The organism is Alkaliphilus pronyensis, from assembly GCF_009017275.1.
Lineage (GTDB): Bacteria > Bacillota > Clostridia > Peptostreptococcales > Natronincolaceae > Alkaliphilus_C > Alkaliphilus_C pronyensis.
Map to the genome: position 1 here is coordinate 25,875 of NZ_WBZC01000010.1, position 20,091 is coordinate 45,965.

Annotated in this window: 21 protein-coding genes and 1 tRNA gene; 19 read left to right on the forward strand and 3 right to left on the reverse strand. The window is 33.1% G+C overall.

Annotated features, from left to right (window positions below; all coding sequences use genetic code 11):
- The first annotated feature begins 24 nt into the window (after nucleotides 1–24).
- Both F8154_RS02835 and selD read left to right on the forward strand, forming a co-directional pair.
- Nucleotides 25–642: a helix-hairpin-helix domain-containing protein gene (locus F8154_RS02835; protein WP_151860081.1), complete on the forward strand. Its 618-nt coding sequence runs from the start codon at nucleotides 25–27 to the stop codon at nucleotides 640–642.
- 127 nt (nucleotides 643–769) lie between these two features.
- Nucleotides 770–1,783, forward strand: coding sequence for a selenide, water dikinase SelD (selD, locus tag F8154_RS02840; protein WP_151860240.1), 1,014 nt, complete (start codon nucleotides 770–772; stop codon nucleotides 1,781–1,783).
- Between the two features lie 96 nt (nucleotides 1,784–1,879).
- Here the strand turns inward: selD and F8154_RS02845 are convergent, their stop codons facing one another.
- Nucleotides 1,880–3,241 carry an alanine/glycine:cation symporter family protein gene (locus F8154_RS02845; RefSeq protein ID WP_151860082.1) on the reverse strand — a complete coding sequence of 454 codons (1,362 nt, stop codon included), beginning with the start codon at nucleotides 3,239–3,241 and terminating at the stop codon, nucleotides 1,880–1,882.
- A 450-nt stretch (nucleotides 3,242–3,691) separates the two neighbouring features.
- Between F8154_RS02845 and selA the strand changes: the two genes are divergently transcribed.
- The 9 genes from selA to F8154_RS02890 all read left to right on the forward strand — a co-directional run bounded on the left by selA (nucleotide 3,692) and on the right by F8154_RS02890 (nucleotide 12,410).
- On the forward strand, nucleotides 3,692–5,104 hold the full coding sequence (gene selA, locus F8154_RS02850; protein ID WP_151860083.1) for an L-seryl-tRNA(Sec) selenium transferase: 1,413 nt from the start codon (nucleotides 3,692–3,694) through the stop codon (nucleotides 5,102–5,104).
- Nucleotides 5,105–5,140: 36 nt separating this feature from the next.
- A complete protein-coding gene (gene selB / locus F8154_RS02855; RefSeq protein ID WP_151860084.1) occupies nucleotides 5,141–7,036 on the forward strand; it encodes a selenocysteine-specific translation elongation factor in 1,896 nt (631 codons plus the stop codon).
- A gap of 116 nt (nucleotides 7,037–7,152) precedes the next feature.
- Entirely contained in the window at nucleotides 7,153–7,839 is a 687-nt protein-coding gene (locus F8154_RS02860; RefSeq protein WP_151860085.1) for a response regulator transcription factor, read from the forward strand.
- Between the two features lie 124 nt (nucleotides 7,840–7,963).
- On the forward strand, nucleotides 7,964–9,256 hold the full coding sequence (locus F8154_RS02865) for a sensor histidine kinase (protein ID WP_243141143.1): 1,293 nt from the start codon (nucleotides 7,964–7,966) through the stop codon (nucleotides 9,254–9,256).
- A gap of 26 nt (nucleotides 9,257–9,282) precedes the next feature.
- Nucleotides 9,283–10,173 (forward strand): GerMN domain-containing protein, encoded by an 891-nt coding sequence (locus tag F8154_RS02870; protein ID WP_151860087.1) that lies wholly within the window; start codon nucleotides 9,283–9,285, stop codon nucleotides 10,171–10,173.
- Between the two features lie 652 nt (nucleotides 10,174–10,825).
- Nucleotides 10,826–11,086, forward strand: coding sequence for a hypothetical protein (locus F8154_RS02875; RefSeq protein ID WP_151860088.1), 261 nt, complete (start codon nucleotides 10,826–10,828; stop codon nucleotides 11,084–11,086).
- Nucleotides 11,079–11,462: a retropepsin-like aspartic protease gene (locus tag F8154_RS02880; protein ID WP_151860089.1), complete on the forward strand. Its 384-nt coding sequence runs from the start codon at nucleotides 11,079–11,081 to the stop codon at nucleotides 11,460–11,462. The genes F8154_RS02875 and F8154_RS02880 overlap by 8 nt, the downstream gene beginning before the upstream one ends.
- Before the next feature lie 156 nt (nucleotides 11,463–11,618).
- Nucleotides 11,619–11,715: transfer RNA gene (locus F8154_RS02885), tRNA-Sec, on the forward strand.
- 278 nt (nucleotides 11,716–11,993) lie between these two features.
- Nucleotides 11,994–12,410 carry a Fur family transcriptional regulator gene (locus tag F8154_RS02890; RefSeq protein WP_151860090.1) on the forward strand — a complete coding sequence of 139 codons (417 nt, stop codon included), beginning with the start codon at nucleotides 11,994–11,996 and terminating at the stop codon, nucleotides 12,408–12,410.
- Nucleotides 12,411–12,433: 23 nt separating this feature from the next.
- Here the strand turns inward: F8154_RS02890 and F8154_RS02895 are convergent, their stop codons facing one another.
- A complete protein-coding gene (locus F8154_RS02895) occupies nucleotides 12,434–13,069 on the reverse strand; it encodes a nitroreductase family protein (RefSeq protein WP_151860091.1) in 636 nt (211 codons plus the stop codon).
- Between the two features lie 165 nt (nucleotides 13,070–13,234).
- Between F8154_RS02895 and F8154_RS02900 the strand changes: the two genes are divergently transcribed.
- Nucleotides 13,235–13,492 (forward strand): putative signal transducing protein, encoded by a 258-nt coding sequence (locus F8154_RS02900; RefSeq protein WP_151860092.1) that lies wholly within the window; start codon nucleotides 13,235–13,237, stop codon nucleotides 13,490–13,492.
- A gap of 71 nt (nucleotides 13,493–13,563) precedes the next feature.
- Here the strand turns inward: F8154_RS02900 and F8154_RS02905 are convergent, their stop codons facing one another.
- Nucleotides 13,564–13,767, reverse strand: coding sequence for a DUF378 domain-containing protein (locus F8154_RS02905; protein ID WP_207706813.1), 204 nt, complete (start codon nucleotides 13,765–13,767; stop codon nucleotides 13,564–13,566).
- 155 nt (nucleotides 13,768–13,922) lie between these two features.
- On the opposite strand from F8154_RS02905, the gene F8154_RS02910 reads away from it, so the two are divergent.
- The 7 genes from F8154_RS02910 (at nucleotide 13,923) to F8154_RS02940 (ending at nucleotide 20,088) form a co-directional block, all read left to right on the forward strand.
- Complete coding sequence (locus F8154_RS02910; protein ID WP_151860093.1) at nucleotides 13,923–15,107, forward strand: hypothetical protein; 1,185 nt, start codon at nucleotides 13,923–13,925, stop codon at nucleotides 15,105–15,107.
- A gap of 64 nt (nucleotides 15,108–15,171) precedes the next feature.
- Nucleotides 15,172–15,816, forward strand: a complete 645-nt coding sequence (locus tag F8154_RS02915) for a BofC C-terminal domain-containing protein (RefSeq protein WP_151860094.1) — start codon at nucleotides 15,172–15,174, stop codon at nucleotides 15,814–15,816.
- 163 nt (nucleotides 15,817–15,979) lie between these two features.
- Nucleotides 15,980–16,474: a crossover junction endodeoxyribonuclease RuvC gene (ruvC, locus tag F8154_RS02920; protein WP_151860095.1), complete on the forward strand. Its 495-nt coding sequence runs from the start codon at nucleotides 15,980–15,982 to the stop codon at nucleotides 16,472–16,474.
- A 16-nt stretch (nucleotides 16,475–16,490) separates the two neighbouring features.
- Entirely contained in the window at nucleotides 16,491–17,075 is a 585-nt protein-coding gene (gene ruvA / locus F8154_RS02925) for a Holliday junction branch migration protein RuvA (protein ID WP_151860096.1), read from the forward strand.
- A 16-nt stretch (nucleotides 17,076–17,091) separates the two neighbouring features.
- Nucleotides 17,092–18,105 carry a Holliday junction branch migration DNA helicase RuvB gene (ruvB, locus tag F8154_RS02930; RefSeq protein ID WP_151860097.1) on the forward strand — a complete coding sequence of 338 codons (1,014 nt, stop codon included), beginning with the start codon at nucleotides 17,092–17,094 and terminating at the stop codon, nucleotides 18,103–18,105.
- 16 nt (nucleotides 18,106–18,121) lie between these two features.
- Nucleotides 18,122–18,337, forward strand: a complete 216-nt coding sequence (locus F8154_RS02935; protein WP_151860098.1) for a DUF2905 family protein — start codon at nucleotides 18,122–18,124, stop codon at nucleotides 18,335–18,337.
- Nucleotides 18,338–18,453: 116 nt separating this feature from the next.
- Nucleotides 18,454–20,088, forward strand: a complete 1,635-nt coding sequence (locus tag F8154_RS02940) for a SpoIID/LytB domain-containing protein (protein WP_243141144.1) — start codon at nucleotides 18,454–18,456, stop codon at nucleotides 20,086–20,088.
- Nucleotides 20,089–20,091: the final 3 nt, after the last annotated feature.

Below are 20,091 nucleotides of genomic sequence, written 5' to 3' on the forward strand. Positions count from 1 at the left end.
GAAAATAATTATAGGGGTGATGTTGTGATTCTTAGAATAAAGCAAAAGAGGCTATTAATTGTAATACTTAGTATCTTAATTCTTTCCCTTATATTTGTTAATGTTATAGGAAAGAAGAGGGTAAAATATGTTGTAAGTCCTAAAAGTGAGTCGGAAAGCATAGAGGAAAATCAACAAAATACTCAACTGAATAATAATGGAATGATTAAAATTTTAGTTCATGTAGATGGAGCTGTTGAAAAGCCGGGTGTATATGAATTTACTGGGGTAGCAAGAGTAATTGATGCTATAAACAAAGCAGGAGGATTAAAGGAGGAAGCTGATACATCTAAGATTAATTTAGCTTTAAAAATAAAGGATGAAGATTTTATTTATGTACCTAAATTAGGAGAAGAGGTTGCAATCAGCAACAATAATCAATCCTTAGTATCTAATAAGTTAAATAATTATGATAAAATAAATATAAATACTGCTAATCTTAGTGAGCTGGCTAGCCTAAATGGAATAGGTGAGGCACTAGCCCAGAGGATTATTGATTATAGAAATATACATGGTCCCTTTAGCAATATTGATGATATTAAGAGGGTTAAAGGTATAGGAGACAAGAAATTTGAAGCAATAAAGAATGACATTATATTTTAATTAACAGAAAGCATTTACCCATAGTATTCAACATTGGTTTTGTTGTATAATATGAGTACACTATGTTATTAAGCAGCATAAATCAGTGGAGGGAGGTATACCTTTGGATAAAACTAGATTAACACAAATGACTAAAAGTGCAGGATGAGCAGCCAAAATAGGACCAGATGTCCTGGCACAGGTACTGTGTCATTTACCCAAGGAAGAAAATAAAAACCTATTAATTGGCTTAGATACAGCAGATGATGCAGCAGTATATAAGCTGAACGATGAAGTTGCATTAATACAAACCTTAGACTTCTTTACACCTGTTGTTGATGATCCTTATGTATATGGACAAATTGCTGCTGCCAATGCCCTTAGTGATGTATATGCTATGGGGGGAGAGCCATTAACAGCTATGAATATTGTATGTTTTCCCAGCTGTTTATCAATAGAAACAATGCAGGCAATACTAAAGGGTGGAGCAGACAAGGTTAAGGAGGCAGGGGCTATTTTAGCAGGAGGTCATTCTGTTGAAGACAATGAGCCTAAATATGGTTTATCGGTTACTGGAGTAGTACATCCAAATAATGTCCTAGCAAATGGTAGTGCTAAGGTAGGTGACCTTTTGATATTAACAAAGCCAATTGGGTTAGGAATTTTAAACACAGCTATAAAGGCAGATTTAACTACCAAGCTTCAATATGAAGAGGCAGTAAAAACCATGATAACCTTAAATAAATATGCAAAGAAGGCCATAGAGGGACTAAGAGTATCGGCATGTACAGATATAACTGGCTTTGGTTTTTTAGGACATGCCTATGAAATGGCAAAGGCTAGTAATGTATCAATTGAAATAGACAGCAGTAGAATTCCGATATTAGAAGGTGCTATTGAATTTGCTAGTATGGGAATCATTCCAGCTGGAATGTATGGTAATAGAAAATACTTAGAAGGAAAAATAAGTTATCGTAATAAGATAGAGGCAGTAATAGACGACATCATGTTTGATCCACAAACCTCTGGTGGATTGTTGTTGGCAGTCGACCCACAAGATGTAGATAATGCATTAAAGGGCTTAGCAAACTACAGCTTAAATCCCTATGCAGTTGTTGGAGAAATAATAGAAAAGGATAAATATTCAATCTATATTAAATAAAGAAAAAACTCCACATTTTAAGCTGCCCAGTTTAAAGGTAATTTTAGATTATTTTAATTGATAAAAGCAGGTGACTAAGTCACCTGCTTTAAAGTTCTATTCTGCTTTATTGGCAAAGAACTCTTTAGATAGTTTAATTACTACTCCACTTAAGCCTAATAGACCAATTAAGTTTGGTACTGCCATCAAACCATTTAAGGTGTCGGCTATAGCCCATATAAGCTCTAATCCACCAATAGCTCCAACAACTATAAGTGGCAACCAAATTATTCTGTATATCTTATTTACACCTGAGCCAAATAAATGCTCAGCACATTTTTCTCCGTAGTAGGCCCAGCTAAGTATAGTAGAGAAGGCAAAGAATAAAATACCAATAGCTACTATAATACCACCAGGACCTGGTAGCCCTTGATTAAAGGCTGCAGTTGTTAATGCTGCACCAGACTCACCACTACTCCAAACGCCTGTAGAGATAATAGCTAAAGCTGTTAATGTACAAATAACAATTGTATCTGCAAATACTTCAAAGATTCCCCAAAGCCCCTGTCTAACTGGATGGTCAGTTCTAGCGGCAGCATGGGCTATAGGAGCACTACCTAAGCCTGCCTCGTTTGAGAATACTCCACGGGCAACCCCATAACGAATGGACATCATTACAACTGATCCTGCAAATCCACCAACTGCTGATGTAGCAGTAAAAGCATGCTTAAATATTAATCCGAAGGCAGCAGGAATGTTTGCAATATTAATAATTAGAATAATTAGTGCGCCTATTATATAGAAAACAGCCATAAAAGGCACTATTTTTTCAGTTACAGATGCTATACGCTTTAGTCCTCCAAGTATTACTAAGCCAGCACCAATAGCTAAAAGGAAGCCAGTAATAATTGGTTGAATATTAAAGGTAGCCTCTAAAGCTGCTGCTACAGAGTTTGATTGAACCATATTACCTATACCAAAGGCAGCAACTGCACCAAAGATTGAGAACACTACTGCAAGCCACTTTAATCCAAGACCCTTTTCTATGTAATACATAGGTCCACCAACATAACTACCTTCAGCGTTCTTTTCACGGTATTGAATTGCTAATACAACTTCTGCAAACTTTGTTAGCATTCCAAAGAAGGCTGAAATCCACATCCAGAAAATAGCTCCTGGTCCACCAATAGCAATAGCTGTAGCAACACCAGCAATATTACCAGTACCAATTGTTGCTGCTAAAGCAGTTGATAAAGCCTGGAAGGGTGTTATATCTCCCTCTGTACTTTCTTCAGGCTTTTCAAAAATTTTCATTAGGGTTTCCTTCATGGTATAGCTGAACTTACGGACTTGAAGGAAATTTGTTCTAAAAGAAAAGTAAACACCAGTACCTACTAATAAGAGCAACATATAGGGTCCCCAAACTAAACCATTAATAATTCCGTTGATATTTTCGATAGCACTTACGAAACCTAACATAAATGAACCTCCCTTTTTATTATGTTTTTATTAATGTTTGAAATACTTCTTTTTTTCACCTCCTCATATTTTATATATTAAAAAAAAATATATTCATAAGATAAAGGTAATACAATACATATCCTTAGTAAAAACATATAAATATATAAGATGCTTTTTAAATATTAATAGACTGTAACATTTAATAAAATATTATCACAAAATTCCAATTATTGAAATACGTTTTCTATATATTTTTAATAAATGTTAAAATTTTTTACAAAGGATAATTTGTATACAAAATTTAAAAATATGTTATAATCTATGTAAATTTATATTTGAGGAAATTGCAGTATTACATTTATATGTTCTTTAAAACTTTATTGAATTCTTATGCAGGGGTGATAAAATTATTAATTAACCTAAATTAAGTATGCAATTTCTTGATTTAACTATAAGGAGTGGTTTTATTTGAGTAAATCATATTTGTTAAGTAATTTGCCATCGGTTGATGAAGTAATTAACCATGAAAGAGTTATTGATATATTAGAAAATATCCCCAGAAGGGTAATTGTTGAGAGAATCCGTAATACAATAGATAGCTATAGACGTAATATTCTAGCCATGAAGGATAATGAGTTAAAGAACATTAAAGTTGAAACAGAGGCTATTGTTGAAGAAGTTTTAATAGGCTGTAAAGAATTTATGAAGATGAATTTAATTGAAGTTATTAATGGGACAGGGGTAGTGCTACATACAAATCTGGGAAGATCTCTATTGGCAGATGAGTTGAAGGATAAAATATGGTCTATTGCCTCTGGATATTCAACCCTAGAAATAGACGTAGAAACAGGTAAAAGGGGAAGTAGATATAGTCACGTAGTTGAGTTAATAAGATTTGTAACTGGTGCAGAGGATGCTATGGTTGTTAATAATAATGCAGCTGCAGTTATGCTGGTGCTTGGTACAATGGGAAAAGACAAAGAGGTTGTTGTTTCAAGAGGGGAGCTTGTTGAAATAGGTGGAGCCTTTAGAATTCCAGATGTAATGGAGCAAAGCGGTGTTAAGCTGGTGGATGTTGGAACAACAAATAAAACTCATCTTTGGGACTATGAAAATGCAATTGGAGAAAATACTGCAGCACTAATGAAGGTACATACTAGTAATTATAAAATTTTAGGCTTTACAGAGGAAATATCACTAAAGGATATGGTTAGCTTAGGCAAACGAAAAAATATTCCCGTAATAGAAGATTTAGGAAGTGGTGTATTAGTAGACTTAAAAAAATATGGAATTACATATGAACCAACAGTACAGGATAGTGTGGAGGCTGGTGCTGATATAATAACCTTTAGTGGAGATAAATTACTGGGTGGACCACAAGCAGGCATAATAATTGGTAAAAAACAGTATATTGACAGGATGAAGAAAAACCCATTAACAAGGGCCTTCAGAGTTGACAAGCTTACTATGGCTGCATTGGAGGCGACCTTAAGATGCTATTTAAAGGAAGACTATGCAATTAAAACAATCCCAACCTTAAAGATGATAACAGAGGGAACTAATACTATAATGGATAGGGCTGAAAAGCTGAAGGCTATGATTGAAAAAATGAAGCTACCTATAGAGTTAGATATAGAAGATGACTTTTCACAAATAGGAGGAGGAGCTTTACCATTAGAAAAGCTACCTACAAAGGTATTAAAAATTAAAGCCTTAACTATTTCTACTGCCCAGCTTGAGGAAAGCCTACGCTACTATGAAAAACCCATTTTTACACGTATTCATGAAGATATTATTATAATAGATTTACGTACTATAAAAGAAAGGGATTTCTATGCTATTTGTGATGGACTTAAAAAGGGGATAGAGTTAAATAGTTAAATTGAATCTGTCTTTTTGAAACAGGAGGAGTTTCTTATGAAGAACATAATTATTGGAACAGCAGGTCACATAGACCACGGAAAAACCACATTGATACGGGCTATAACAGGTAGAGAAACAGACCGATTAAAGGAAGAGAAAAAGAGAGGAATATCAATTGATCTAGGATTTACATATTTTGATTTACCTAGCGGGAAACGGGCTGGTATTATAGATGTTCCAGGACATGAAAAATTTATTAGAAATATGCTGGCGGGTGTTGGTGGCATGGATATAGTAATGCTAGTGGTGGCAGCCGACGAAGGGGTAATGCCCCAAACACAAGAGCATCTTGACATTATTAATCTACTTAATATTAAAAATGGAGTAATAGTAATTACCAAAGCAGGACTTGTGGATAATGATTGGCTTAACTTGATTCAAGAGGATATAAGGGAAAAGGTAAAGGGAACATTTTTAGAAGGTGCTGAAATGCTTGTAGTAGATTCAGTAGAAGGAAAAGGAATAGATAGCTTAGTAAATACAATTGATAACTTAGCAGACCTTGCTGAAAGCAGAGATATTCATTCGCCAGTTAGAATGCCAATAGATAGAGTTTTTACGATAACAGGCTTTGGTACAGTAATTACTGGCACCCTTATGGAAGGTACCATTAAGCTTGAAGATACACTGGAAATACTGCCAGATAAAATTAGAGTTAGGGTCAGAAGTTTACAGGTCCACGGTAAAGCTGTGGAGGCTGCCTATGGAGGACAGCGGGTTGCAATAAATGTAGCTAATGTAAAAAAAGAAGAAATCGAAAGAGGACAAATTCTTTCGCAGCTAGACTCAATGGAAACAACCTTAATGATAGATGGTAGGCTAACAGTACTAAAGAGCTACACAAGAAAGCTAGAAAATCGAGATAGAATTAGGCTATACCACGGATCAACTGAGGTGCTGGCAAGAATAGTGCTTTTAGATAAAGAAGAGCTTTTACCTGGAGAGTCAGGCTTAGTACAGCTTAGGCTAGAGGAAATAACAGCCGTTAAAAAGGGGGACCTAAACATTATAAGATTCTACTCACCCATGGAGACAGTTGGTGGCTTAACTGTCATTGACCCTAATCCTAAAAAGCATAAAAGGTTTGATGAGAATGTTATTCGAGAGCTTAAGCTCAAGGAAACAGGCACTCCAGAAGAGATTTTAGAAAAGCAAATAGAAAGATATAGCAGTGAGTTTCCCGATATATCCTTTATGGCTAAGACAACTAGCCATCAAGCAAATTATATAGATGAGTTAGTTATTAAGCTTATAAAGAAAAATGCAATAATAAAATTAGATTGTAATAGTATTATTCACAAAAGCTTTTATGAAACCATTAAAAACAACACCATTTCACTACTAAGGGAGTATCACAATAATAATCCCCTAAGACATGGGATGTTAAAGGAGGAACTAAAAAGCAAACTACTTCCCAAAATCAAAAATAAAGCCTTTGATTCTATAATAGCAGCCTTAAGCAAGGATATGCTTATAAAGGTAATAGGTAAGTATGTGGCTATTATAGATTTTGAGGTGGTATTAAACGATAATCAAAGAAAAATTAAGGAAAAACTAGAAGACATGTATTTAAATAACATGTTTGCAACACCAAAAATAGAAGAGGTGTATGATTCTGTAGGCTTCAATAGAAATGATATTGACCAAGTAATGGAGGCTATGGTTGGTAAAGAGCTAATTAAGCTAAATCAAGAGATTATTTTACACATAAATGCAATTGATGAGGCAAAAACTAAGCTAAAAGACTTAATAAATGAAAAGGGAAGTGTTTCACTGGCTGATTTTAGAGATTTATTAGGGACCAGTAGAAAGTATGCAGTTGCCTTATTGGAGTATTTTGATAATCATAAAGTTACAAAAAGAATTAATGATGAAAGAATATTATATTAGCTGGGGGTATCTCCAGTTTTTATCTTTTAAAGATGTTAAATTTTATATATAATATTAGTATATATTTTTTTAAATCTTAATTGTACAAGCAGTCAAAAAATTGAAGAGGTGATATTGTGGCGTATAAATTTCTAATAATTGATGATGAACCGTTGTTGGTGAAGGGCTTAAAATATAGTTTAGAACAAGATGGCTATGAAGTAACAGTTGCTACAGATGGTCAAGAGGCATTAGATAAGGTGGAAAAAGACAGGTTTGATTTAATATTACTGGATTTAATGCTGCCCAAAGTAGATGGATTAGAGGTATGTCAAAGAATAAGACAAAAATATCAAACCCCTATAATTATGTTAACTGCAAAGGGAGAGGATATTAGTAAGATATTAGGACTAGAATATGGGGCTGATGATTACTTAACTAAGCCATTTAATATATTAGAGTTAAAGGCTAGAATCAAGGCAGTTTTAAGACGTTATCAAAATGTAGAAACCTCCTTAGATAGAGTAATAAAAATTGATGACTTTACTATGAATACATTAGGAAGAAAGGTTACTGTAAGAGGAGAGGAGCTTAATTTAACTGCAAAGGAGTTTGATCTGCTCCTGCTGCTAGCCTCTAATCCAGGAAAGGTTTATAGTAGGGAAGAGCTTTTAGAAATAATTTGGGGTTATGAGTATTTTGGAGATTTGCGTACTGTTGATGTACATATTAGAAGGTTGAGAGAAAAAATCGAATCAAATTCTAGCCATCCAGAATACATACTAACAAAATGGGGGGTAGGCTATTATTTTAGGGGCAAGTAACCAGTTCATAAGTATTAGGTGGAAAATTTTATTTACCTACCTATTCTTACTTATTATAGCTTTGTTGATAATAAACGTTTTTGTATACGAAACAATTAAAAAAAACTATTTGGATGAAAAAGAAATGAACTATCTTACACAGGCCAATATATTATCAAATCGCGTTAGGTTATCAGTCGATGAATCTACTATAGAGTTTAATCAATTGTATCTTAATCAAATGATGGATGAAATAGGACACCTAGTTGAAGGAAGAATTTTGATTATAGACAGAAATAATAATGCCATATATGATTCCTTTAATGATATAAGGGATACTAAAATTAGCAGCGAAGAAATATCAAGGGCATTAAAGGGTGAGAGAGTAGTCAGTTTATATAAGCTTGATAGATATGGAGAGACTATGTATATAAGTGTCCCAGTTATATATTACGATAGGATTTTAGGTGTTGTATTTATGTCTATTTCACTTCAAGAAGCCTATAATACTATAAATAGTGTTAAGAATCTTCTTTTTTTTATATCTCTGTTAACCCTTTTACTCATTACAGGCATTAGCTTAGTCTTTGCTAATTTAATTTCACAGCCAATAAAAGTGCTGACAGAGGCAATGCAAAGAACAGCCCAGGGCAAGCTAAATGAAAGGGTAGATATTGACGGTAATGATGAAATAGGACAATTATCTAGAGCGTATAACTTTATGAGTACAAAACTCAGCCATATAGAAAAGCAAAGAAAGGATTTTGTAGCAAATGTATCCCACGAGTTAAAAACTCCCCTAAGCTCAATGAAGCTTTTGGCAGAGTCCCTTATAATGCAACCATCAAATAACATTTCTATTTATCATGAGTTTCTTGAGGATATTGATAGTGAGATAGATAGATTAAACGAGATTATTGAAAGCCTATTAAGCATGGTTGATTTAGACGAAGAAAAGCTTAATTTAAATTATAAGTTAACTTACGTTAATTATCTAATAGAAAAAGTAGTTAATAACATTAGACCCTTAGCTGAAAAAAAGAACATTAAAATAATTATTAGTCAATGGGAAAAGATTCAAATATTTATTGATCAAGGAAAAATATATCAAGCATTAATGAACATTATCTATAATGCTGTAAAGTATACTGATGACGGGGGAAAAATAACTATAAATATCGAAAAAGAAGGCCGATATGCAGTAATAAAGGTAACTGATACAGGTTACGGAATTCCAAAGGAGAGCCTACCTTATATATTTGATAGGTTCTATAGGGTAGATAGTGCAAGATCCCGTAAAACAGGTGGAACTGGCTTGGGTTTATCCATTTCTCATCAAATTATTAGCCTTCATCAAGGAACAATTGAAGTGGAAAGTGAAGTTAAAAAGGGAAGCACCTTTATCGTTAGGCTTCCTATGGATGTTAATAAGCATTAGAAAATAGTAGATGTAGGGATGATTTCATGAAAAAGAACTATTTAGTAATTTTCATTTTAATAGTATTATTGTTTTTTTTATTGGTTAGATGTGCAAATAATCATTTTATTGACAATTCAGTATTAGATAATGAACTCAAAATTGCACCATATCCTGAAAGAATTGTGGAGCTTATGACTTTGTACTTTGCTGACTTTAACAATCAGCACCTAGTAAAAGAAACTAGAGCAGTAGAACGGATGAATGAATCAAGAGAAGAAATAATTATGAGGGAACTAATGAAGGGACCAGTAGATGGGCAGCTACAGCCAACAGTTCCTACCCAAGTGAAGCTATATTCAATAACTACAGTGGAAGACACAACATATATAAATTTCTCTAAGGAGTTTGTATCTAACTTTAAAGGTGGAGAATCCTCTGAAGTAACAACAATATATTCAATTGTAAACTCATTAACAGAGCTACAGCATGTTGACAAGGTGAAAATACAGGTGGAGGGAGAAGGCCTAGAGATATATCAGCATCATATGTCTTTAAAGGATGCCTACAATAGAAATGAAAGAATAATAGAAGCTCCATTTCCTTCACCAATTGAAGTAATTAGACTATATTTTGGAAATATAATTAATGAACAGTATAGGTATGCATATGATCAAATATATAGACCCTTAGATATTAATTTAGATTATTCTATATTTTTCCACCAAATGAGAGAGCTAGAGGTTGGTGTTCAAGACTATGTAGTTAACTCCTACAGTATTTTTAAAGAGACTGGAGTTACAACCATTGTTATGGATTATGAAAAAACATTGGAGGATGGAACAGTAAACATATACAAGGATGTTATGTTTAGACTAAGGAATGATTTGGGTGAGTGGAAAATTATATATGAAACTATTGTTGAAGACCAAATATAATATAGGCTTGGTTTAAGATGTTATTAAAATAATACTTCTCACCACAAGCTACCCCAAATATCCCTTAACAATCCATAGCAATTAGCTATAATATACTAGTTGCAATAAATTCAGGCAATATGGGAGTAGATGGTGGCTGGTGTTGCCTCTGGTCTTCAAATCTTGTGTAGTGATTCAGTAAGGTATACTGTTTTGCAATGCTTTTATCCCATTTATGAGCAACGAGAGTTTATAAGCAAAAAGTGGGCAAAGTGCCAGGCACCAAACAACAACCACATCAGGATGAGAGCAATATTGTCTCACAAATAATGTATAATCAAACCCCTAACAGAGCAATCTGTTAGGGGTCCTTTTTAGAGTAGAAAAATCTCCGACAATATAGTAGGCCATGAGATGTGTCACATGATAAAAGAATACAAAACCTGAATTATTATCAGCAAATTTCAGTTAACATGAAGAGTGTTCATCTCTTTCTTCTATTTTGGCGGCGAAAGGACGGAGTGGATGTCGTGGAGACGGTGAAAAATTATAATGTAGAAATATATATTATTAATACAATAAATCAGTATTAAAATTAAGTTTGTGATATTATAGAGTTATAAGTAAATGTAAGATTTTAGAATGAGTATATTATTAAATGGGGGTGTTGCACATGATATGGAAAGAAGCAAGAAATCTTTATGTCAATAAGTGGATACTGTTTGAAGCTATAGAAGCTTACTCAGAAGATGGAAAAAGAATTGTAAAAGACCTTTCCGTTATAAACGCATATGATGACGGGAAGGAAGCACTTAAAGAATATAGAGAAAAACATAAGAAAGATAAAAGCAGAGAAATGTATGTGTATCATACTAAAAATGACGAGTTAATAATAGAAGAAAGAATGTGGATGGGAGTGCGTAAAAATGGTTAAACTTAAACTAAAATATGGACTTCCATTTTGTAGTATAAAACTAACCTATCAGGAAAAAGTAATAGCATTAGACAATGTACTTATAGATACAGGTTCGGGTGGTACTGTTCTTAAGATGGACAAGGTAGAAGAAATAGGAATCACTATAGAACCTAATGATACAATTGAAACCATCTCAGGTGTAGGTGGGTCAGAATTTGTGTATAAGAAAAAGGTAGATTTAATAAACTTAGGAGATTTGAGTAAGGAGAATTTCAAGGTAGAAATATGGGTAATGGATTATGGATTTGATATAAATGGAATAGTAGGAATGGATTTGTTAAAGGCAGTTGGAGTAGTCATTGACCTAAAAAAGATGGTAGTGGGAGAAGCTTAGAATACAGAAGAAAGAAATCATTTTAATTAGTATATTTTGAAATAGCCTAATGTATATAAGGATAGGAATCAAAGTTAACTATAAAAGAAAAATTATCCCTTGACACAACTCTCAAATGTGCTATACTATACTAGTCGCAATAAATTCAGACATCATGGGAGTAGATGGTGGCTGGTGTTGCCTCTGGTCTTCAAAACCAGCGCGAGGGGTTAAGAGCCTCTTGGGTGGGTTCGATTCCCACGTACTCCCGCCATATTAAAATTAAGCTATAACAACAGGTTATAGTTTTTTTTGTTTTACAGTATTATTAAATAAAAACATTAGAATATTTATAATAATATATCAAATAATATAAATGACAGGGAAAGAGAAGGATGAAAATGAAGGATTAGTTCGAGCTTAGATGTAATAAAAATGCTAAGGATTCCTACTCTTCACCCTGTCATAGTTTTGTAGTAATATATACCTGATAATTGACAATTGTTATATCAAAAAGGTATTATTAAGTAAACAAAAAAAGTGGGAGATTATATGGAGTTTTTAGAGGAGAAACTAAAAAGAAACGGATATAAAATAACAAAGCATAGAAGAGCAATTTTAAACATTTTTTTAGAGAGTGAAGAGCATTTACTTACAGCCGCTGAAATATATAATAGAATCATTAGTGAGTATAATAATATCAATTTTTCTACGGTATATAGAAACCTTGAAGCTATGACAAAAGCAAACGTTGTTAAACGCTTTAATTTAGACAATGGCGTTAACTATTATGAGTTAAATGAGGGTGTACATCATCATCATTTAATATGCTTAGAATGTGGGCAAACAAAAATAACCAATTATTGCCCATTAAAAGAACCAAAGTTTTTGATGATACATGATGACTTCACACCGGTTGATCACAAATTAGAGATTTATGGATATTGCAAAAAATGCAATAAAGGTTAGGTTTATATATAATATAAACCTAGTTAATCAATAATTGTTAAAACTTCATCTAACTCTTTTCTTGTAGGACTTTTAAGCTCTGACTCCTCCGGTACACCTAAGGGGGTCATTGCAACTAAAGAATATCCTTCCTTTTTAAAACCTATATATTGCTCAATTTCACTGGTTGCATAATTTGGTCCCGTCATCCAACAGGTACCATAGCCTAAGCTGGCTGCTGCTAACAATAAATTTTCCATTGCAGCTCCAATATTTTGAATACCAGGTGCTGCTTTTAGAATTCTGTTGGCTTCTTCAGTTTTATTTGCAGCCATGAGAATATCACAGGCTGGAATTGGATATGGACCTGCAAAAACAAGTATTAATACTGGTGCATACTTAAAAAAGGTGTGGTAATGAAGATACTTTAACAAGTTTTTTTTCAGATCTTCCTTATCAGCTAGCTTTGCCAATTCATGGGTTTTGTCTTCTATTATTTCTGCTATCTTATTAATTTTACCTTCGTTTTTTATCACAACAAAATGCCAGTTTTGAGCGTTTTTACCTGATGGGGCGTAGGTAGCAGCTTTTATTATTTCACGAATATCCTCCTCTGCTACTGCAAATTTTTTAAACTTTCGTACACTGTGTCTGTTATATACAAAACTTAGTTTACTCATTTAAACTACCTCCTTTATTTTATAATATATTATATTTTTATGTATTTCAAAGGCTATTTAACTAAGAGTCTTTATAATTAATTATGGTATAATAAATATATAAGTAAAAGTCAATATTAGTAATAGTCTAATAATTAGATAATCGTTAATAGAAGGGGTGAAAAAATGCAAAAAAAATGGGTTAAACTGATTAATCTTGACGACCCCGTTGAAGCAGCTATAATACAGGATATATTAAAAACAGAAGGCATTGAAACTAAGTCAAGGCTTAAGGATAATGCAGAGTATATGAAGCATATTACAGGTAATATATTTTCTACACAAGGAATTGACATATTTGTAGAAGACAATGAATACTTAAATGCAATAGAAGTTATTAGAATATATAAAGATGAAGTTAATATTGATGAAGAGAATATATAAAATAAAATAGAAATTACCCTGCGGTAATTTCTATTTTATTTTTAGAATAAAAATCGTATAATTTAATAAAACTATTCTTTACTTGCAGTTCTCTCCCTAAATAATAGAGTAATACAGTATGCACCTGCTACACCTACTAACGAATATACTATTCGACTTAGTATAGATTGCTGCCCACCAAATAATGCTGCTACAAGGTCAAATTGAAATAAGCCAATTAAACCCCAATTTAAAGCACCTATAATTACAAGACTAAGGGCTAAACGATCCATCATGTCAACTCCTTTTCTATCTTATATTTACATCATATATAGTATGTATCTTTTTAGAAAAATCATGCATTAATTAATAATTGAGTTTTGATTATACTTATTAAAATTTTTAAAAGACAAATACTATGTAACATCACCTTAAATTAGGAGAGAAGTATATGCTAAATAAAAAATCACTTAAAATAATAAAGGGCGGAAAAGAAAATACAATAAAACAAAGCTTTGAAGGTGCCGTAGCAACTCGTACAAGGTTAATGGGTGTTATTGCACTGAAAATCCATTGGGTAAGGGAAGACAAGCTAAACTATTTCCAATGGTTCTTGTTTGATTCAGAAGAGCATGGAATATATGACTATGAAGATATGCTTACAAATAATGTAATTAAGTCAGCGGAAATTACACAAAGATTTATGGGGCACTTGGGAGGAGAGATAGTAAATATAAACGAAGAAGAGGCAATGTATCTAATACAATATTATGGATATCAGAACCTTATACATAAGAAAGATTTACCAAGCTTTTATAGCTATAGCTTTACTCTAAAAAAAGAAGTGCAACTAAGTTCAGAAAAACTAGATATATTGAATAAAAAGATTTATGAAGAAATAAGCTCCTATATTGAATTGATACATTATTTTATAATGCGAAAGGTAGGTAATGATATAGATGGTGCAGAATATTTATTATCAAAAGATACAATAAATTATGATTATAAGCCTACAGAAGGGGCGGCAGTTCTTTTAAAAAATGAAATAAGAATATTAGAAAGTGATGGCATTAACTCTACTTATATATGTAAATCAGTTGTAGATAGAAATGAAGACTATAAAATAATTCATTCAAAGATATTAATAAATGAGGAAGAACTATCAATAGTAAATGCCGAAGTAATTGAGATTATAACTGTTTCACCAGAGGAGGTAGCATATGAAATAAAAAATACTGAGTACATTAAAACATATGAGCTACAACAGCACTCAGAAAAGCTAATAGCCTCATTAGAGCATCTAAATAAAAATGCATTACAATATAATTTTAAACAGGGAAAAATGTATGTAGAATTTAGAAAAAACAATCAACACGTAAAGAGAAAAACCTTCTACATAGGAGGGGATATATTAGCAATTTATTTTCTAAATCATTTTAACCAGTTTATTGTTTGCTACTATGATGAAGGGGATTATGCAATAATTGAAAAATCACTAATGACAATACCAGTAAGAAAAATCCTTAAGGAGCTGAGGGGAATAAAGCTAAAGGGATCAATTATTTATGAATACGCCGAAGCAAAGGAAACTGACTTTTGTCAATACATTAATAGAGTAATAAAAGATATTGACTAATAATTGAATAGTATTAACAATATATGGTTATAATAACCTCCTAGAAGAATAAGGAGGTTAAATAATGAGAAGGAGAAGACGAACCCCATACTTTTTAGCTTTTTTTGTAACTTTGATATGCTTTGTAATTATTGGTTTTTTAGTGGGTTACTATATGAATCCATTATTAAATAAAGAACCACCCCAGAAAATAGCAGAAAAAGAAGATAATTCTCCTGATGATTACCTACATTTAGACAGGGATAACTATGAAAGAGAGCTAGAGGAAAATGACGCTCCAGTGACCAGCTTTGAAGATAGTATTGATACAGATACTAGAATGGTATTTAGAAGCCTATATACATCCTGTCAAAGTATTATAGATGAAGTAATTGAGCCGATGGATGAAATCGTTGGACTTAAGGAAGGGGCCTTTCGCACCTTCACAGAAGAAAATATGTCAGAATGGCAAGTTGTAAAATTTTCTAATGATGAAGTAATACTATTTAGGAGGAAGAATCAAATATGTCCTAATCACTTTCTAGTTTCACAGGAGGACGGATTTATAGCAATATTTCAATATAATGAAGCCGGTGAAAAAATACTAGCTGAAAAAACCTCTATACCTATTTCTGTGCTTCCAACCATTGATCAAGATAAATTAAAAAGAGGTATACTATTAAAAAGCCGAGAGGAAGTAAATAGACTTTTAGAGGATTATAGTAGTTAGAAAAATAGTAAGTAAAAAAGGGAAATTGATTAAATCAATTTCCCTTTTTGATTTATCTTTATAATAACTATTTTCATCTCTTGTTACTTCACTTTTTATATCAATATATGTTAAACTAAAACAATAGAAATATTGAGAAGGATATTATTGGAGGGAATAATCAGTGATAATTATCGGAATCGACCCAGGTATAGCAATTATGGGAATAGGAGTCATAAAATATGAAGGTAATAGCTTTAAACCAATTTACTATAATGCAATAAAAACCTCCAGTAAAACACCAACAGACCAACGTCTACGCATTATATATGAAGAATTAAGCAAATTATTAGATACATATAAGCCAAACGTTATTGCTATCGAGGAGCTATTCTTTAATAATAACTCAAAGACAGCCTTTATAGTTGGACAAGCTAGAGGAGTGGCAATATTATCTGCTGCTAATCGAAACATACCAGTTTATGAATACACACCACTACAAGTAAAGCAAGGGGTGGTTGGCTATGGTAGAGCCGACAAAAAACAAGTACAGCAAATGATTAAAACACTACTTTGCTTAAAAACAGTACCAAAGCCAGATGATGTAGCCGACGCTTTAGCAGTAGCAATATGTCACGGTCATTCTGGTAATTTTAGTGATCTATTCAAAATAAAATAGATGCGGAGGGATTAGATTGTTTGAATATATAAAGGGGAAGATTTCAGAAGTATTTATTGATAAAATAGTTATTGAAGCCAATGGTATAGGATATAGAATTAATAGTAGTATGAACAGTGTTACAGATGTTAATATAGGAGAAGATACGACAATTTTCACCCATTTAGTAGTAAAAGAGGATGAAATGAGCTTATATGGCTTTACTACAAGGATGGAGCTGGATGTGTTTAGAAAGCTAATATCGGTGTCTAAGGTGGGTCCAAAGGTCGCCTCTGGAATATTATCAACATATACAGCAGATAAGCTAAGCGGATATATTAAAAGTAATAATGTATCGGCAATATCAAAGTCCCCAGGAGTCGGAAAGAAAACCGCTGAAAGAATTATACTTGAGTTAAAGGATAAGGTTGAAGTATCAGAAACCTTAGAGAGTATTAATGATAAAAAACAAGGTGCTTCAGAAAACAATGAAGCTATAGAAGCATTAATAGCACTAGGCTACAGTGGCTACGAGGCTAACAAGGCGTACAAGGCAGCCTTCCAAGAAGGACTATCAACTGAGGATATGATTAGAAGGACATTAATATTATTAGGTAAGTAAAGGGTGGGTGGAGTCTATGTTTAATGATGACCATAGGGTTATTTCAAATAATATAAAACAAGAGGATATAGAAATAGAAGGTGGCTTAAGACCAAAATCTCTTGATGACTATATTGGGCAAGAGGGTGTCAAAGAAAGACTAAATATTTATATAAAGGCAGCCAAGCAAAGGAAGGAAGCCTTAGACCATGTTCTTTTATATGGACCTCCAGGCTTAGGTAAAACAACCTTGGCACATATTATTGCAAATGAAATGAATGGAAATATTCGTATAACCTCTGGTCCTGCAATAGAAAGACCTGGAGATTTAGCTGCAATACTTACAAACCTGTCGGAAAATGATGTTTTCTTTGTAGATGAGATACATAGATTAAATAGAACAGTAGAAGAGATTTTATACCCAGCAATGGAGGATTACGCATTAGATATTATTATAGGCAAAGGGCCTAGTGCTAGGTCTATAAGATTAGATTTACCTAGATTCACTTTAATTGGAGCAACAACTCGGGCTGGACTGTTAACCTCTCCCTTAAGGGATAGGTTTGGTGTAATAAGCAAATTGGAATTATACACAACAGAGGAACTTACATATATAGTAAAAAGATCAGCATCCCTATTAAATGTCTTTATAGATGAGGAGGGGGCAATGGAGATTGCATCAAGATCAAGAGGAACCCCCAGAATAGCCAATAGACTTCTTAAAAGAGTTAGAGATTTTGCAGAAGTAAGAGCCAATGGAAGAATAACTAAGCAGGTTGCAGTAGATGCACTAAAATTAATGGAAATTGACTATTTAGGACTAGATCATGTAGATAAAAAGATGATAACAACAATTATAGATAATTTTTGCGGTGGACCAGTAGGACTAGATACCCTAGCTGCCTCTACAGGAGAAGAAAAAAATACCATAGAAGATGTCTATGAGCCATATCTATTACAGCTGGGCTTCATTAATAGAACACCCAGAGGTAGAGTAGTAATGGAAAAGGCATATAGGCACTTTAACATAGCTTACAATAAAAAGGATTAGGAGGATAGATTTCACTATGGGTAATATAGGTAAGATTCTTGTTTTTGCAGGGTTAAGCTTAGCTGCTATAGGTTGCCTTATAATGCTTGGGGGCAGACTAGGACTGGGAAAGCTTCCAGGAGATATATTTATCAAAAAAGGAAACTTTACCTTTTATTTTCCACTGGTGACAAGTATAATTATAAGCATAGTTTTATCAATATTACTAAATCTATTTCTCAAAAGACGTTAAGAAGGTAGCAATAGTACCAAATAACTACAGCAAAAAAATCAAAGGAATTAACATATGTTTGTCGAAGTAGTTACAGATGATGATAGAGATGGAGTGGTTATTTAATGAAGATGAGAATGAAGATGCTACTTATAGTACTAATTATTACTTGTATTGTAAGCTTACCCATTGTAACAACCTATGCTAATGAGAAGCCAATCCTTCCAAAATATATTGAGATAGGCTTATATTTTGGTTCCTCTGCTAAATCAGTAGTACACTTGAAATCATCAGCAGGATTTATTGGTGGAATCTATAAAGATGACATTTTTCAAAATATGCTAACCCTTATTGACTTTGAAGAGATAATATTAAGAAAGGATTCATATTATATTGAATCAGAGGGAAATTTTGTTGAGTATACTGGAAATATAAAAGAAACAGGAAGCTTAAATATACAGGGTCCCTACCATATTCAAGTAGGAGATCCATTTGAATCTGCAATAGAAGCCCAAACCTTTTTAGAAGCGCTTGAAATACCTGAAGATTTATACCTAGCCTATGAAGCAGGAGAGTGGAAGGTTTTTGCAGGTTTTTATATTGATGAAGCAACAGCTAAGGAGAAAGCCGACCAGGTAAAGAATACCATAGGAATTAATAGTTATGTCATAACACCATCAAAGGATAGAGTGCAGGTGCTTGATGGGGATGGAAATGGTATATTTGTTTTTAACTCAAAGGATGAAGTATATATACAAGCATTTCATGATAAAGGTGAAGAGCCTCTAATTAACCTAGAGGGGAGAAATTTTAGAGGAGCCATAACTGCCAAAAGAATGGTAGAAAATGATATGGCAATAGTAAATAGGCTACTATTGGAGGAGTACTTATATGGAGTAGTGCCTAAGGAAATGTCACCTTCCTGGCCATTGGAAGCCTTAAAGGCACAGGCAGTTGCTGCTAGAGGCTTTGCAATAACATCAATGACTAAGTTTCAAGATAAGGGATTTAATCTTTGCAATACAGTGAACTCTCAGGTATACGGAGGCTATGATATTGAGCATCCCAATACTAGTCGAGCTGTGGATGAAACAAAGGGGAAAATAATAACCCATAATGGAGTACCTATTACGCCCTTTTATCATTCAAACAGTGGAGGGCGAACGGAAAACAGTGAAAATATTTGGTCTTCTAGCCTTGAATATATTAGAGGAAAAGAGGATGAATACTCACTAGATGCACCAAATTCAAGCTGGTCGGTTGTATTGAACAAGGCTGAAATAGAGAATATACTTATCAAAAATCAGATAGATGTAGGTAAGTTAATTGATATTAAAATAATTGAAGCATCTCCAAATGGAAGAGTACTAGAAATGCTGGTACAAGGCACCAAAGGTGAAGAGATATTAAAAAAGCAAAAAAGTAGATTTGTTTTTGGTTTAAGAAGCTCTTGCTTTACAATTCAGAATGGTGGAGAAACAGATGCTATAGCCATGCAGGCATCATCAACGCCCCAAAGTGTTAATCTTCAGGGAATAAATGTTATTACCTCAACAGGTGTAAAAAAATTGAACTCAACCACAAATATCAATATATATAATGGGAAAAGCTATAATAGTAAAAAGATTGATAAAGATATATTTATTTTCAATGGACAAGGCTTTGGACATGGTCTAGGTATGAGTCAGTACGGAGCTAAAAGAATGGCAGAAATGAACTATACCTATGAAGATATACTATCCTTTTATTATACTAACATAAAGGTGGAATAATAT

Excerpts from the sequence above, each read along its gene's own strand:
- F8154_RS02915 (WP_151860094.1), top strand. The coding sequence starts at position 15,172 with ATGAGAAGGAGAAGACGAACCCCATACTTTTTAGCTTTTTTTGTAACT.
- F8154_RS02870 (WP_151860087.1), top strand. The coding sequence starts at position 9,283 with ATGAAAAAGAACTATTTAGTAATTTTCATTTTAATAGTATTATTGTTT.
- F8154_RS02880 (WP_151860089.1), top strand. The coding sequence starts at position 11,079 with ATGGTTAAACTTAAACTAAAATATGGACTTCCATTTTGTAGTATAAAA.
- F8154_RS02910 (WP_151860093.1), top strand. The coding sequence starts at position 13,923 with ATGCTAAATAAAAAATCACTTAAAATAATAAAGGGCGGAAAAGAAAAT.
- selB (WP_151860084.1), top strand. The coding sequence starts at position 5,141 with ATGAAGAACATAATTATTGGAACAGCAGGTCACATAGACCACGGAAAA.
- F8154_RS02900 (WP_151860092.1), top strand. The coding sequence starts at position 13,235 with ATGCAAAAAAAATGGGTTAAACTGATTAATCTTGACGACCCCGTTGAA.
- F8154_RS02845 (WP_151860082.1), bottom strand. The coding sequence starts at position 3,241 with ATGTTAGGTTTCGTAAGTGCTATCGAAAATATCAACGGAATTATTAAT.
- F8154_RS02875 (WP_151860088.1), top strand. The coding sequence starts at position 10,826 with ATGATATGGAAAGAAGCAAGAAATCTTTATGTCAATAAGTGGATACTG.
- F8154_RS02905 (WP_207706813.1), bottom strand. The coding sequence starts at position 13,767 with ATGATGGATCGTTTAGCCCTTAGTCTTGTAATTATAGGTGCTTTAAAT.
- ruvB (WP_151860097.1), top strand. The coding sequence starts at position 17,092 with ATGTTTAATGATGACCATAGGGTTATTTCAAATAATATAAAACAAGAG.
- F8154_RS02935 (WP_151860098.1), top strand. The coding sequence starts at position 18,122 with ATGGGTAATATAGGTAAGATTCTTGTTTTTGCAGGGTTAAGCTTAGCT.
- F8154_RS02865 (WP_243141143.1), top strand. The coding sequence starts at position 7,964 with ATGAACTATCTTACACAGGCCAATATATTATCAAATCGCGTTAGGTTA.
- F8154_RS02940 (WP_243141144.1), top strand. The coding sequence starts at position 18,454 with ATGAAGATGCTACTTATAGTACTAATTATTACTTGTATTGTAAGCTTA.
- F8154_RS02895 (WP_151860091.1), bottom strand. The coding sequence starts at position 13,069 with ATGAGTAAACTAAGTTTTGTATATAACAGACACAGTGTACGAAAGTTT.
- F8154_RS02890 (WP_151860090.1), top strand. The coding sequence starts at position 11,994 with ATGGAGTTTTTAGAGGAGAAACTAAAAAGAAACGGATATAAAATAACA.